Annotated in this window: 14 protein-coding genes; 7 read left to right on the plus strand and 7 right to left on the minus strand. The window is 66.7% G+C overall.

All coding sequences use genetic code 11. The annotated features are described in order from the left end of the window. Window positions 1-104: 104 nt before the first annotated feature. From bufB to FG486_RS03235, 3 genes are all read left to right on the plus strand, one after another. Window positions 105-950, plus strand: coding sequence for an MNIO family bufferin maturase (bufB, locus tag FG486_RS03225; RefSeq protein WP_181266422.1), 846 nt, complete (start codon window positions 105-107; stop codon window positions 948-950). Further along, the gene (locus FG486_RS03230) at window positions 947-1,699 is read left to right on the plus strand and encodes an HvfC/BufC N-terminal domain-containing protein (protein WP_066275681.1); all 753 of its coding nucleotides are present in this window, start codon (window positions 947-949) and stop codon (window positions 1,697-1,699) included. Before bufB ends, FG486_RS03230 begins: the two co-directional genes overlap by 4 nt. An 88-nt stretch (window positions 1,700-1,787) precedes the next feature. After that, window positions 1,788-2,438 (plus strand): peroxiredoxin-like family protein, encoded by a 651-nt coding sequence (locus tag FG486_RS03235; protein ID WP_171007755.1) that lies wholly within the window; start codon window positions 1,788-1,790, stop codon window positions 2,436-2,438. A 6-nt stretch (window positions 2,439-2,444) separates the two neighbouring features. Here FG486_RS03235 and FG486_RS03240 read toward each other — a convergent pair whose 3' ends face one another. Next, window positions 2,445-3,314, minus strand: coding sequence for a LysR family transcriptional regulator (locus FG486_RS03240; protein WP_066275672.1), 870 nt, complete (start codon window positions 3,312-3,314; stop codon window positions 2,445-2,447). A 191-nt stretch (window positions 3,315-3,505) separates the two neighbouring features. Here FG486_RS03240 and FG486_RS03245 point away from each other — a divergent pair, with 191 nt between their 5' ends. Then, the gene (locus FG486_RS03245) at window positions 3,506-4,411 is read left to right on the plus strand and encodes a LysR family transcriptional regulator (protein ID WP_181266423.1); all 906 of its coding nucleotides are present in this window, start codon (window positions 3,506-3,508) and stop codon (window positions 4,409-4,411) included. 53 nt (window positions 4,412-4,464) lie between these two features. On the opposite strand, the gene FG486_RS03250 is transcribed toward FG486_RS03245, so the two are convergent. Further along, a complete protein-coding gene (locus tag FG486_RS03250) occupies window positions 4,465-5,250 on the minus strand; it encodes an alpha/beta fold hydrolase (protein ID WP_181266424.1) in 786 nt (261 codons plus the stop codon). A 182-nt stretch (window positions 5,251-5,432) separates the two neighbouring features. Between FG486_RS03250 and FG486_RS03255 the strand changes: the two genes are divergently transcribed. From FG486_RS03255 to FG486_RS03265, 3 genes are all read left to right on the plus strand, one after another. Next, complete coding sequence (locus tag FG486_RS03255; protein ID WP_181266425.1) at window positions 5,433-5,984, plus strand: TetR family transcriptional regulator; 552 nt, start codon at window positions 5,433-5,435, stop codon at window positions 5,982-5,984. Between the two features lie 92 nt (window positions 5,985-6,076). Next, window positions 6,077-6,499 carry a hypothetical protein gene (locus FG486_RS03260; protein ID WP_181266426.1) on the plus strand — a complete coding sequence of 141 codons (423 nt, stop codon included), beginning with the start codon at window positions 6,077-6,079 and terminating at the stop codon, window positions 6,497-6,499. Window positions 6,500-6,504: 5 nt separating this feature from the next. Then, the gene (locus tag FG486_RS03265) at window positions 6,505-6,894 is read left to right on the plus strand and encodes a VOC family protein (RefSeq protein WP_181266427.1); all 390 of its coding nucleotides are present in this window, start codon (window positions 6,505-6,507) and stop codon (window positions 6,892-6,894) included. Window positions 6,895-6,942: 48 nt separating this feature from the next. Here the strand turns inward: FG486_RS03265 and FG486_RS03270 are convergent, their stop codons facing one another. The 5 genes from FG486_RS03270 to FG486_RS03290 form a co-directional block, all read right to left on the minus strand. Next, window positions 6,943-7,920 (minus strand): quinone oxidoreductase family protein, encoded by a 978-nt coding sequence (locus tag FG486_RS03270; RefSeq protein ID WP_181266428.1) that lies wholly within the window; start codon window positions 7,918-7,920, stop codon window positions 6,943-6,945. 151 nt (window positions 7,921-8,071) lie between these two features. Further along, the gene (locus FG486_RS03275; protein ID WP_181266429.1) at window positions 8,072-9,436 is read right to left on the minus strand and encodes an efflux transporter outer membrane subunit; all 1,365 of its coding nucleotides are present in this window, start codon (window positions 9,434-9,436) and stop codon (window positions 8,072-8,074) included. A 5-nt stretch (window positions 9,437-9,441) separates the two neighbouring features. Beyond that, complete coding sequence (locus tag FG486_RS03280; protein WP_181266430.1) at window positions 9,442-10,557, minus strand: HlyD family secretion protein; 1,116 nt, start codon at window positions 10,555-10,557, stop codon at window positions 9,442-9,444. Beyond that, window positions 10,554-12,242, minus strand: a complete 1,689-nt coding sequence (locus FG486_RS03285; RefSeq protein WP_338401574.1) for an MFS transporter — start codon at window positions 12,240-12,242, stop codon at window positions 10,554-10,556. Before FG486_RS03285 ends, FG486_RS03280 begins: the two co-directional genes overlap by 4 nt. Continuing rightward, complete coding sequence (locus tag FG486_RS03290; RefSeq protein WP_181266431.1) at window positions 12,235-12,867, minus strand: TetR family transcriptional regulator; 633 nt, start codon at window positions 12,865-12,867, stop codon at window positions 12,235-12,237. The genes FG486_RS03285 and FG486_RS03290 overlap by 8 nt, the downstream gene beginning before the upstream one ends. Between the last annotated feature and the right edge of the window lie 124 nt (window positions 12,868-12,991).

Raw genomic sequence — 12,991 nt, forward strand, 5'->3', positions numbered from 1 at the left:
CGCGCCGCTCGACTGAGACAGGCCCGGCTCCGCAAAGGCGAGGCCGGGCATTGTCTGCCCAGCCGTGCGCTGCAGGCCAGGTTGCCTAACGGAAAGCCCCGTCCATGCCCCAGCCCTCGCTTCCCCGATTTGCAGGCTTTGGCCTGGGCATGCGCACCGAGCATTACGACGCCTATCTGAGCGGCACCGCGCCGGTCGATTTCGTCGAGATCATCTCGGAAAATTTCATGGGCGAAGGCGGCCGCCCGCTGCACCTGCTCGAACGGGTGCGCCAGAACTATCCCGTCGCGATGCATGGCGTCTCGATGTCGATCGGGTCTGCCGACGGCCTCAGGGCCGATTATCTCGCCCGGCTGAAGCGATTGGCCGACCGCATCGAGCCGCTCTGGGTGTCGGATCACCTGTGCTGGACCGGCGTCGATGGCTTCAATTCGCACGACCTGCTGCCCCTGCCCTATACCCGCGAGGCGCTCGAAATCGCCGCGCGCAATATCGCGCTGGCACAGGACCTGCTCGATCGGCCGCTGCTGATCGAGAACCCGTCGAGCTATATCCATTTTGCCGATGACGCGATGGCAGAATGGGAGTTCCTTGCCGAGCTTACACGCCGAACCGGCTGCTATCTGCTGCTCGACATCAACAACATCTATGTCAGCGCCACCAATCACGGCTTCGATCCGCTCGCCTATCTGGCCGGCATCCCGCTCGAACGCGTACGCCAGGTCCATCTCGCCGGGCACAGCGCCGGGCAGGACGGCCTGCTGATCGATACGCACGACCATCCCGTTCCCGATCCGGTCTGGGCGCTTTACGCTCAGGCGATGCCCATGCTCGGCAAGGTGGCCGTGATGATCGAGCGCGACGACGATGTTCCGCCGCTGGAGACGCTGCTGGACGAACTGGCCCTGGCGCGGCGGCTGGCCAAACCCGGCGAAAGCCTGGCAGCATGACCCTGCACGATCTTCAAAGCGAGTTCTGCTCGTTCCTGCGCAGCGACAGGGCGACCCCGCTCGCGAGCGTCGCTCCGGCCGCCCAACGGGGTCTCGGCGTCTATCATTTCGCGCATCGCGCGACGCTGGGCGCCGCGCTGCGCGACGTGTTCGAGCGAACGCACGCATGGCTGGGCGATGCGCGCTTCGAACAGGCGGCCGACCGCCATATCGCGCTTCATCCGCCGTCGAGCTGGACGCTGGCCGATTATGGCGCGGGCTTCGACGAGACGCTGTCCGCGCTTTATCCCGACCATCCCGAAGTCGCCGAACTCGCCTGGCTCGATTGGACGTTGCGCGCGGCCTTCAACGGCCCCGACAGCCCGGAACTGGACCTTGCCGGGCTGGCCGAGGTCGATTGGGACCGCGCGCGGCTGGTGATCAACCCGACGCTGGCAAGCCGCCCGATCGTCACCAATGTCGCGCTGATCTGGCAAGCGCTCGACGATGGCGAGGCCGACCCGCCACCGGCCGATCGGCTGCCGAGCGAAGCGGTGCTGACCGTCTGGCGGCAGGGCCTGGTGCCGCGCTTTCAGACGATCGAATTTGTCGAGCTCGATGCGCTGGGGCTGGCGATGCGGGGCGAGAGCTTCGGCGCGATCTGTGCCATGCTCGCCAAGAGCTCCGCAGGAAGCGAAGCGGCAGCGGCGCAGGCAGGTGCGATGCTGCAACGCTGGATTTCCGAGGCAGTACTCGTCGCGCTGACGTGACCAGCGCGCTTGCCATGACCGCAGGGCATGAAACCCATGCACGCTGCCACCATTTGCAAACGCGGCGGCAGGGTGCATGATCCTGCGGATGACCCTCACCCCTCAGCCCGACCGCGATCCCTGCCCTGCCGCACATGACCCATGGGAACAGCCGACCAATGATCTTGTCGCGCGGCTGTGCCAGTCGGGCGCCGGTTCGCGGGCTCCCCGCATCGGCGATCGCTTCGCCGATTTCGCGCTGCCCGATTCCCACGGGCATCATGTCACGCTGCCCCAGCTACTCGATCGGGGGCCCCTGGTGCTCAGCTTCCTGAGAGGGCGCTGGTGCCCGTTCTGCGCGCGCGAGCTCAGCACCTGGCACGACGCGATGCCCCGACTCGAGGCCGCAGGGGGCAGGTTCGTAGCGATCAGCGCCGAGACCGGCGGCCGGGCAGAGGAGTTCCGGCGGGAGATCGCGCCCGGAGCGACAATGTTGTGCGATGTCGATCACGGCCTCGCCCTGCTGCTGGGGCTGGCCTTTCCGATCGGGGCGGATCTGAACCGGCGCTATGCCGATGCCGGACTCGATCTCGGCGCGATCTATGGTAATTCCGGCCAGCTGCTGCCGATCACCGCGACCTATGTCATCGATCGCAGCGGCATCGTTCGCTTCGCCAATATCGATCCCGATTTCCGTCGGCGCGCCGACCCCAATGCCGTGATTGCGGTCGTCGAGGCCCTGAGCCGATCGGGCGGGTAAGCGCGCTCAGCCCCAGGCCCGGGCGCGGATCGCCCGCACCAGCGCATCGGTCGCCACCGATCGCTTGCGGCCAGATACGGTCGCAAAAACGGTCGTGCGCGTCATGACAACGCCCTGGACTGCGACCGGCCTGACACGATCCGGCAAGGCCAGGCCTGCCGGCACCCAGGCGCAGCCCAGCCCGTTGGCGACCAGATCCACCACATCGCCCTCGAGATTGGCGCTATGGCGGAATTCCGGACGCAATCCGGCCTCCGCGCACAAGGCGGTAAACTCAGCCGCGACATGCGCGTCGCCGTCGATCCAGGCGAGCGCCGCCAGTTCGGGCAGCTCGACCGCGGGCTGCTGCGCCACCGGGCAATCGATCGGGGCAACAGCGGTGAGCTCCTGGCGGGACAGCACGATGGTGTCCAGGCGCTCGGGCGGATCGCCGGGCTCGGGCAACACGGCAGCATCGACCTCGCCCTTCAACAGGCTCTGCAACAGGCTGGCGGCATCCGCCTTGAGCAGCGACAGCTGAAAGCCGGGCAGCCCCTCCATCACCTGTGCCAGCGCCTTGCCCAGCTGTTCGGAAACCGCCCCGGACACCCCGAGCGTCACCGGGGCATGTACCTGCCTGCCGATGCCCCGCGCGAGCAGCTTGGCCGCCTGCGCCGCGTCATAGGTGCGCTGCAGATGCGGCACCATCTGCCGCCCCAGTTCGGTCAGATGCGTCAGCGACCGTTCGCGCCGGAACAGCTGCCCGCCGAATTCCTCTTCCAGCTTCTGGATGGCACGCGTGAGCGAAGGCTGAGTGACATTGCACTCCTCCGCCGCGCGCGTGAAATTGAGCGTCCGCGCCGCCGCCAGAAAATATCGGACCTGATGCATTTCCATCAAAGGCGCTCCGGGCGGTACAGCCAGAAAATCCCCGTTTTCCGCCGGACAACCCCTGACTTTCGCAGCAAGTGGCACAGTGATCTAACGATAAACAGGCGTCAATTGTGACGATCTGACTATCATTTAGTCCGTAATCGAATTAATTTGCCCTCAAGCCCTTATCCGCGCTTTCTGCATGGCGAGACCCGATGGCCGATATCGCAATCTGGATGAAAAGCTTCGCCGCCGTGACCGATGCAGGCAGCTTTTCCACCGCTGCGGCGCGGATAGGCAGCAGCCAGTCGACCCTGTCGAAACACGTCGCCGCGCTCGAGGCGCATCTCAAGACACGGCTGTTCAACCGGACCACGCGATCGCTGACGCTGACCACCGATGGCGCGCGCTTTTACGAAAAGGCGATGAGCGCGCTGGATACGATCGAAGCGGCCGAGGCCTCGGTCGGGCTCGAGGGGGAAGCAGAGGGCATCGTCCGCGTGACCGCACCGCTGACACTGGCCGAGAGCCGCCTTATCGCGATGCTGACGCGGTTCATGGCGGAAAATCCCAGGATCGAGATCGATTTCACCGCCTCGGACCATGCGCTCAATCTGGTTGCGGACAATCTCGACCTGGCGGTGCGCGTCGGCCAGCTCGCCGATAGTCGTCTCATCGCCCGCAGGATCGGCGTGGCGCGGCGCATCGCGGTCGCCGCGCCCGGCTATCTCGCGCGGGCCGGCCGCCCGCAATGCCCGGCCGATCTCGCGCAGCACCAGTGCATCGTCTACTCGCTGCTGGGCACCGGATCGCGCTGGGCGTTCGAGGATGGGTCGTCGGTCGAGATCCATGGCAGCTTCCGCGCCGACAGCCCGCATCTCGTGCGCGCTGCCGCTGTCGCCGGACTGGGTGTCGCGGTGAATGCACGCTGGCTGTTCGAGGATGCGATTGCGGCAGGCCAGCTCGAACATATCCTGGTCGAGCATGAACCGGTGCGCATGCCGATCCATATCGTGCTGCCCCCGGGCCGCTATGTCCCGGCGCGCACGCGCAGCCTGATCGATTTCCTGAGCCGCGCCTTTGCAGCGGACCCCTTGCTTGCCCCCGATTCTCCAGCCTAGCCTGCGGCCTGAGGCATCGCCCGGCCCGCCCGGGACCAGGCGAACACCGGCCTTCATGCCGGAACACCCAGCGCGTCCGCCAGCACGGCATTGAAGGCACCCGGCTGCTCGAAATAGGGCGAATGTCCCGCCCCGGGCATGACGACTTCACGCGCCCCCGCCGTTGCCAGCATGCCGGTGAGGCTGTCGGGTGGCCAGATCGGATCGCAGGCACCCATGATCAGCGTTGCCGGCGCAGCGAGTTCGGCAAGCCGGCCAGGCGCGATCAGCACCTCGGGCGCGAACAGGCGCTGCCCCCAGGCCGGATCCAGCGGCGCATTGGCCGCCGCGATATGACGATAGAGCAAGGCCTTGGCCGGTTCGTCGATTTCGAACTGCGGCTGCAACCCCAGCGCTGCTGGGCCCCGTTCGTCCATGTGCGCTGTCGCCTCGCGAAAGGCCGCAAGCCCGGGCGGATGGGCAATCCCCGCCAGGGTGCAGCACAATACCAGCGCGTTCACCAGATCGGGCCGCGACAGGGCCAGGCGCAGGCCGGCCCAGCCGCCGAGCGACTGGCACACCAGATCTATGCGCGTAAGCCCGAGCGCTTCGCACACGCCGGCGGCGCCTTGTACCATCGCCGCGACCGGATCGCTGTCGGGCGATGGCAGATCGGATCGGCCGAAGCCCGGCAAATCGATCGCAACCACATGACGGTGCGGCGCAAAATGATCGAACTGCTGCCACCAGCCTGCGCTGTTGCCGCCCGCCCCGTGGATGAACAACAGGCTGGGCCTGTCGGCTCGCATCCGCCCCGCAGCAATCCAGGCGATTCCGTTGGTCGTGCCTGACGCCCGCATGTTCAACGCGCCCTTTGCAGCGAGAGGCCGGGAGCCTTGGGCCGGATGACACCGATCACGTCTTCGGCAGCACGGCGCATTTGCATATCGCCCTCCAAATCGTCACGATAGCGGTCAGCGGCACGTCATCGGCCGCAATCCCATAAGTTTACGGGATTGTAGCAGTTATTACAAGGATCGCCATGGCCAATCGTCAGGACCAGCGCGAGAAAGTGATCCAGATGCTGGCGGATCATCTGCTGACAGCCGGCCTGGCGCAAACCAGCCTCAGGCAGCTGGCGGCTGCGTGCGGCACCAGCGACCGGATGCTGCTCTATTATTTCGCCGACAAGGCAGAAATCATGACCCTGGTGCTTGGGCGAGTCGCCGAGCAGTTTTCGAGCGCGCTAGACCAGGCGCTGCCGCCCGAGCGGCTACCGCCGCATGTGCTGCTGCAACAGGCGAGTGCGCTGGTGCGCACGCCCGCCATGCGCCCGACCATGCGATTGTGGCTGGACATGGTAGCGGCAGCAGCACGGCAAGAGCAGCCATTCCCCGCCATCGCCACGGCGATCCTGCATCAGCTGATGGCCTGGATCGAAGCCAGGCTGGAAGGTCCACCGGGACCGGCCAGACGCCAGCGCGCCGCATTCCTGCTCGCCCTGATCGATGGCATCGCGATTTTCGACATGACCGGCGGCGAGGCCGAAGCCGACGCCGTCGAACAGGCGCTGACCGATATTCTACTACCATGATGCACGGCGGTGTAACCCGCCTTCCCTCCGCATCGAATTCGATGTAGCGACTATTACAAAATCCGTTGGCAGGCATTCGAGAGCATTTGTTCATGAACGAGACCCAGCACCGCAGCTGGTTGAAATTCACCGCCTTCGCCGTGGCCATATTCGGCCCGATCTTCGCGACCGGCACCATGGAGAGCATCGCGGCGCCAGCGCGCTGGTCGCTCGACATTCTCGCCTGGCCAATCGACGGCGCGCAGGATTTTGCCGCGCCGACCACGCGCTTTCTCTCCGCGCTCACCGGCGGATTTCTCCTCGGCTGGGGCGTGATGATCTGGTTCCTCGCCACGCGCGTCCACCGGCACGCTCCGGAGCCGGTCCGCCAGGCGGTGCTGGCGGGACTGCTCGGCTGGTTCCTGCTCGACAGCACAGGCTCGATTGCGTCGGGTCAGCCGATCAACGCGCTCTTCAACGTGGCCGTATTGCTGATCCTGGTCGGCCCGCTCTGGTTGCCAGCGAAGGAAGCATGATGCCGATGTCCCCGCTGCCGCTGGACCACCTCACCATCTTGAGCCGCGATGCCGAAGCAAGCGCGGCCTGGTATGGCGCGCTGCTGCCCTGGCTCGGTTTCGAGCGCGCCAAGCCAGGCATCTGGCACAATGCCAATGGCTTGTACCTGCAGTTTCGCACGGCCAAGGCCCAAACGCGCCCCTATGAACGCTATGGAGCGGGGCTGAACCATCTGGGCTTCACCGCGCCCGATCCCGGTTTCGTCGAAGCCCTGGCCGCGCACATGACCAATCTGGGCCATGAGGCGCGGCTGCAGCAGTTCGGCGACGGCATCGTCGCGCTGTTCATGCCCGATCCTGACGGTCTGCGCGTCGAGGTTTCCTGGTATCCCGAAGGCGTTCCGCCGGTGGATTGAGCCTGCCGGTTCCGGCAGTGGCCTATCCAACGGCGCCCGACCGGCAATTTACGGGAGCAGCAGCGTCGAGCCAGTGGTCGCGCGGTTTTCCAGGTCGCGATGCGCCTGTTCGGCCTGATCGAGCGGATAGGTTTGGCCGATGGTCACCTTGACCTTGCCCGCACGGATCATCTGCCACAGCCGCGCCGCGCCCGCCTCGCGCTCGGCCGGATCGGCATAATAATCGAACAGCGTCGGCCGGGTGCTGTAGAGCGATCCCTTGCTCGCCAGAATGCCGAGATTGACGCCGGTTACCGGCGCACTTGCATTGCCGTAGGAAACGATCAGTCCGCGCCGTCCCGTGCTGTCCAGCGAGGCTTCCCAGGTATCGAGCCCCACGCCGTCAAAGACCACGCGCACGCCCCCACCGCCGGTCAGCTCGCGCACGCGGCGCGCCGTATCCTCGCGGGTGTAGATGACGATATGGTCGGCGCCTGCCCCGCGCGCGAGTGCTGCCTTTTCATCGTTGCTGACGGTACCGATCACGGTCGCGCCGACGGCCTTGAGCCATTGCACCAGCAGCAGCCCGACCCCGCCCGCCGCGGCATGGACCAGCACCGCCTGGCCCGGCTCGACCCGCGCGCAGCGTTCGACCAGGAATTCGGTGGTGCACCCCTTGAGAAGCGCGGCGGCGGCGACATCATCCGAAATATCCTCGGGCAACCTGAACAGGCTGGCGGCAGGAAGGTTGCGGATATCGGCATAGGCCCCGCGCGCCGGACCGAAGGTCGCCACGCGATCACCGACGCTCAGCCCCTCGACCCCCTCGCCGACCGCCTCGACGATGCCGGCAGCTTCAAGGCCCAGGCCGCCAGGAAGATCGACGGGGTAGATCCCGCGCCGGTGATAGGTATCGATATAATTGAGCCCGACCGCGGTCTGGCGCAGCGTCACCTCGCCGGGTCCTGGAGCGGAAAGCTCGACCGTCTGCCACTCGATCACCTCGGGGCCACCATTGGACCGGATTATCGCCTGGCGTGCCTGCATCGTTCTGCTCCATCCCATTTGTCGCTGTCTGACGTCCAGCGTTGACCGATCGCCCTTGCCTTCGCAAGAGGCTCGCCCCTGCCCTACGCCATGCCCATGCTCCTGTCATCGGCTTCAAGCTCTGGGACAGGGGAAGATGGATGCGAAATGGTCAGCCCGGTGCGCCCCCTACTGCCTGATACAGGCCGACCAGTGTCGTCAGTTCGTCAGCCTTGGTCTGGATCAGCGACAGATCGACTCCCAGCAGCGCGCGCTGCGCATCCACCTGCTCGATATAGGCGGTATAGCCGGCCCGGTATCGGTTGGAAGCGTGGCGCAGCGCATCTGCCACGGCGACCCGCTGGGCGCGCAGGGACGTTTCCTGTTCGGTCAGATTGGCGAGCACCGCCATCCGATCCTCGACCTCGCGAAACGCGTTGAGCGCCGCCGAGCGATAGGCCCAGGCGGCCTGATCGCGCTGCGCGGTCGCGCCGTCGAGCTGCGCGGTGAGCCGGCCGCCCTGGAAGATCGGCGCGAGGATGCTGCCGCCGAGCGACCACAGGCTGATCGGGTCGGCGAGCAGGTCCGAAATCGCGAGGCCTGCGCTCGCGCCCAGATTGATCGAGGGCATGAACTGCGCACGGGCGGTTCGCATCTGCGCGTCCGCTGCGGCGATGCGATATTCGGCGGCCGCAATATCGGGGCGGCGGCGAAGAAGCTCGGCAGGCAGGGTCGCGGGCGCCGCCGGCTGGCGCAGGGCATCGAGCGTCCCGCCGCGCGCGATCGCCCCGGGCAGCTCGCCCGTCAGCACCGCGAGCGCATTTTCCTGCCGTGCGATCTGCGCCTTGAGCTGCGGCACCAGCTGGACCGCAGCCTGATATTCAGCCTCGGCCTGGCGCAGTTCGAGCTGCGAGGTATAGCCGACCTCGGCGCGGTCGCGTGCGAACTTGAGCGCCTGCTGCCGCGCTGCCACCGTCTCGTCGAGCACCACCAGGCGCGCATCGAGCGCGAGCAGCGTGACATAGCCCGTTGCGGTGGCTGCGGCGACCGCAAGCCGTGCTGCCTCCTCGCTGGCCTCGCTCGCAGCGACATTGGCACGCGCCGCATCGACCCTAGCGGCATTCTTCCCGAAAAGATCGAGCTCGTAGCTCGCCCGGAACGCCGGTTGCGCGGCGACCGAGTTCAATCCCTGCCCGAAGGGCGAGACTTCGCGCCGCGCCGCACCATCAACGCCCAGGCCCAGCGAGGGGAGCAGCAGCCCGCGCGAGCCGCGCTCGGTGGCGCGGGCTTCCTCGACCCGCGCTGCGGCGATCTGGACATCAGGATTGTTGGCGCGGGCCTTTTCGACCAGCGCGGCCAGCTGCGGATCGCCAAAGGCCTGCCACCATTGCGCCTCGACCGGAGCGGAGACGCCAAGATCGGTGCGCCAGGCGACCGGCGCGACGACCGACGCACCCTGCGGCGCGTCTTGCAGCGCGGGGGCGCAGGCGGAGAGCAGCAGCGCACCAGTAAGCGCGGCGATGAGAGGGCTGCGCATCGGCCTCACTCCCCGGTGTGTACGGTGGCGACCACGGACATGCCGGGACCAAGCCGTCGGGCGATCTTCTGACCGCGATCAAGCACGATGCGCACGGCTATCCGCTGCGGCACCTTGACGAAATTGCCTGCGCCAGTGTCGGGCTTGACGATGCTGAACTCGCTGCTGGCTGCGGGCGCGATGCTCTGGACCCGTCCGGTAAGCTTTGCCCCGCCCAGCGCATCGACCTCGAGCGTCGCGCGCTGGCCGACCGCCATGTTCTCGGTCTGCGCTTCCTTGAAATTGGCGACGACCCACAGTTCGTCGGGCACGATGTACATCAGCTGCGTGCCCGCACTGACCAGCTGGCCTTCGCGCGCGGTGATCTCGCTCAGCCGACCCGACCGCGGCGCGCGGATTTCGGTGCGCGAGAGCTCGAACGCGGCCAGATCGCGCGAGGCTTCGGCGCCCAGTACCTGCGCCTCGAGCGCACCCCGGCCCACGCGGACCGAACGCACATTCTCGGCCGCGATCGCGCGCTGCGCCTGGGCCTGGCGCACGCCAGCCTGCGACTGCCGCAGTGCTGCCAGCGCCTGATCGCGCTCGCGCAGGGAGACCGACCCTTCGTCGACCAGCTCGTTGATCCGGTTCATGTCGGCCTGGGCCTTCTGATAGCCGGCCTGCGCGCTCGCCACGGCGGCGTCCTGAAGCTGCAGCTGGGCCTGGGCCGAGCGCAGGCTCTGCTCGCTATTGGCGAGGTTGGCCTTTTGCGCGGCTATGTTTGCCGCGCCCTGCTGCACCTTTTCGCGGAAGGGCGTTGCATCGATGCGCGCGAGCAGCTGGCCCTGTTCCACCTTCTGGAAATCGGCGACGCGGACCTCGACCAGATAACCTGCGACCTGCGGGCTGACGATGGTCGTGCGCCCGCGCACATAGGCGTTGTTGGTGGTCTGGTCGCCCCCGGCAAAGGGCGGCAATCCCCAGGAGAATAGCGCGACGAGCACGCCGATCACGATCAGCACGCTGGCAACCAGCACGCGCTGGCGCGACAGTTGCGGCGACCAGCCCTTTTCAGGCGGTGCAGGTGCGGCCGTGCTGCTCGATGCTTCGGTGGTGGCGGCTTGCGGGTTGGTGGATGTCATGGCTCGTTCCTTGCGCGCATGGCCTCGATAAAGGCGAGTTCCTTGGCGAGCGGATTGCGCCCGCGAATCTTGTTGATCACCCAAGGCACGAACAGCGCGACGAAGGTGATCGCCGAGAGCGTGCCGATGAGGAAGAAGACGTCGTTGAATGCGAGCACCGCGGCCTCGCGCCCGATCTGCGCGGAGATGCTGGCCGAGGTCGCCTGCTGCACCAGCGCCGGATCCTGCTGAAGCGGGACCGTGCGCTGCGCAGCGTTCGAAAAGGCCTGCGAGAGCTGGGCGTTGCTCATCGCCAGCGTCGTTCCGGCATCGATCAGATGCGTCTTCAGCCGAACTGTGTGGAAGGCCGACAGCAGCGCGATCCCCGCCAGGCCGCCGACCGATTGCGACAGCGAGAAGATGGCGATGAAGCTGATGATCATGTTCTGACCCGCCGCCAGCGCGCGCAGCATGCCCTGCATCAGCACCGGCCCCATGGCGAACACCGCGGCAAAGGCGATTGCCGCTTGCGACAGATACAGGTCCTGCGGGCGGCTCATGACGCCGGTGCGGGTATCGGCAAAGGCGGCGACGCCGATGACCAGCACGGCAAACAGCACCGGACGGGTGAGGTCCTTGGGGTCGAGCCGGATCACCGACAGCAGCATGCCCGCGACCGTCGCACCGGTGAGCACCCAGAAATAGCCGGTCAGCTGCTCGTTGCCATAGCCGAGCGCGGTGAACATGCCGCTCGCGCCGAAGCCCTGCTCGGCCACCAGGATGCGTACGGTCGCGCCGATCGCCGCGATGCTCAGGATCGCGCGGCTCGACAGCCAGCTCAGATCGAGCATCGGGCTCTTGCGATTGGCCTCGATCAGCAGACAACCGCCCAGGCCGATGACCGCCAGTGCCACCGCATAGCCGAGCCAGGGCGCGTCCCACCACACGATGCGACCAAGGATCAGGAATGCGCATAGCGAGGCGACGCCCAGCACGAACAACGCCATGCTGGGAATGTCGAGCTTCTCGAATGTTAGCTTGCGGACCCCCGGTGGCAGGCGCAGCAGATAGACAAAGGCGAGCCCGAGCAGCGACAGCGCGAACTGGAACTGGAAGACATGCGCCATGTCGCCATCGACCAGCAGCGCGGGCGAGAGCGCCCGGGTGAGCGGAAAGGCGATCTGGGTCAGGCCGAGCGAGAGCACGAGGCCGACGGTGCGCATCGCCGCCGGAAGCCCCTGCATCAGATAATAGATGGTGAGCGCCGACAGCCCGCTCGCGGCGATTCCCGCCACCGCGCGCGCGGCCAGCTCGGCATGATAGCCCGGACCGATCAGTTGCACGAAATTGGCGAGCACCAGCCCCGCCATCGCCCAGCGGACGAAGAGCTGGATGCCGAATTCCTGCCGGACGCGGAACAGCAGCATGCTCATCGTGGCATAGGTCGCGTAGAACGCCACCGTCATCCAGCCCGCCTCGACCGGGGTCAGCGCGAACTCGGCCTGCAGCGCGGGCGTGTTCGCCAGCAGAAAGCCGTTCTGCGCGCCGCCGACCAGGCCGATGAACACGCCGATGGCCAGATAGGCGGCCTTTCTTCGGGGCGGATGATCGGGATTGGCAGGCGATCCGGGCAGGATCGGCATCTCGTGCGGCTTGAACGCATAGCCGTCGGCCTTGTCGATCAGGGGACGCGGGGGCTCAGCCACAGTCGAGCACCTCGTCGATCAGCACCAGCTCGAGCGCGTCGCCGAACCTTTGGTCGTCCTTCATGCCCTCGACCAGTCTCGTCAGCCGCTCGCGCCGGGCGACGCTGCTGGCTGCCGCATAGATGAAGTTGGCGACCCTGAACTCGAGATGGAGCGTCGGCCTTGCCAGCGACTGCGCAGCAGCGCGCGCCAGATCGTAGAAGCGCTGATGGAGCGGAGCGGACAGTTCGCGCAGCAGCCAGTCCGATCGATCCGAGTCGACCGTGATATCGCGCAGAATGAGACGCGGGACTTCCGGATGGGCCAACAGATGCGCGATATACGCGGCCATGATCCTGCGCAGCCGCGCGGCAGGTGAGGAGCCGCCCTCCCCGCTTTCGGCCGCGCTCAGCGCATCGAACAATTGGGCCGCCGCGCTTGCAACAAGCGCCTTCCACAGCCCCAGCTTTCCGCCGAAATGATAGGATATCAGCGCGACATCCGCCCCGGCATCGGCCGCGATCAGGCGCAGCGGCGTGGCCTCATAGCCCTTGGCGGCAAAGTGCGTCCTTGCCGCCTCGAGCAGGGCGGCGCCGACATCTCGCCCATTATCTCTGGGGCGTCCGGGATTCTTGCGATCTGCCATGTGCCTTCCAAGCGTTCGGCGCGACACGGCCGAGCTAATTCAACGTCTGTTGAATACGTCGCCGATGAGGTCGGGTTCCGAGCACGCAGAAAAATTATAACATGGATTAATCGCAGCTGCGGTT

It is taken from the genome of Blastomonas ursincola, from assembly GCF_013607875.1.
Lineage (GTDB): Bacteria > Pseudomonadota > Alphaproteobacteria > Sphingomonadales > Sphingomonadaceae > Blastomonas > Blastomonas ursincola.

What these genes read in the sequence shown, in the direction of transcription:
- bufB (WP_181266422.1), top strand. Translation starts at nt 105, where the DNA reads ATGCCCCAGCCCTCGCTTCCCCGATTTGCAGGCTTTGGCCTGGGCATG.
- FG486_RS03230 (WP_066275681.1), top strand. Translation starts at nt 947, where the DNA reads ATGACCCTGCACGATCTTCAAAGCGAGTTCTGCTCGTTCCTGCGCAGC.
- FG486_RS03235 (WP_171007755.1), top strand. Translation starts at nt 1,788, where the DNA reads ATGACCCTCACCCCTCAGCCCGACCGCGATCCCTGCCCTGCCGCACAT.
- FG486_RS03240 (WP_066275672.1), bottom strand. Translation starts at nt 3,314, where the DNA reads ATGGAAATGCATCAGGTCCGATATTTTCTGGCGGCGGCGCGGACGCTC.
- FG486_RS03245 (WP_181266423.1), top strand. Translation starts at nt 3,506, where the DNA reads ATGGCCGATATCGCAATCTGGATGAAAAGCTTCGCCGCCGTGACCGAT.
- FG486_RS03250 (WP_181266424.1), bottom strand. Translation starts at nt 5,250, where the DNA reads ATGCGGGCGTCAGGCACGACCAACGGAATCGCCTGGATTGCTGCGGGG.
- FG486_RS03255 (WP_181266425.1), top strand. Translation starts at nt 5,433, where the DNA reads ATGGCCAATCGTCAGGACCAGCGCGAGAAAGTGATCCAGATGCTGGCG.
- FG486_RS03260 (WP_181266426.1), top strand. Translation starts at nt 6,077, where the DNA reads ATGAACGAGACCCAGCACCGCAGCTGGTTGAAATTCACCGCCTTCGCC.
- FG486_RS03265 (WP_181266427.1), top strand. Translation starts at nt 6,505, where the DNA reads ATGTCCCCGCTGCCGCTGGACCACCTCACCATCTTGAGCCGCGATGCC.
- FG486_RS03270 (WP_181266428.1), bottom strand. Translation starts at nt 7,920, where the DNA reads ATGCAGGCACGCCAGGCGATAATCCGGTCCAATGGTGGCCCCGAGGTG.
- FG486_RS03275 (WP_181266429.1), bottom strand. Translation starts at nt 9,436, where the DNA reads ATGCGCAGCCCTCTCATCGCCGCGCTTACTGGTGCGCTGCTGCTCTCC.
- FG486_RS03280 (WP_181266430.1), bottom strand. Translation starts at nt 10,557, where the DNA reads ATGACATCCACCAACCCGCAAGCCGCCACCACCGAAGCATCGAGCAGC.
- FG486_RS03290 (WP_181266431.1), bottom strand. Translation starts at nt 12,867, where the DNA reads ATGGCAGATCGCAAGAATCCCGGACGCCCCAGAGATAATGGGCGAGAT.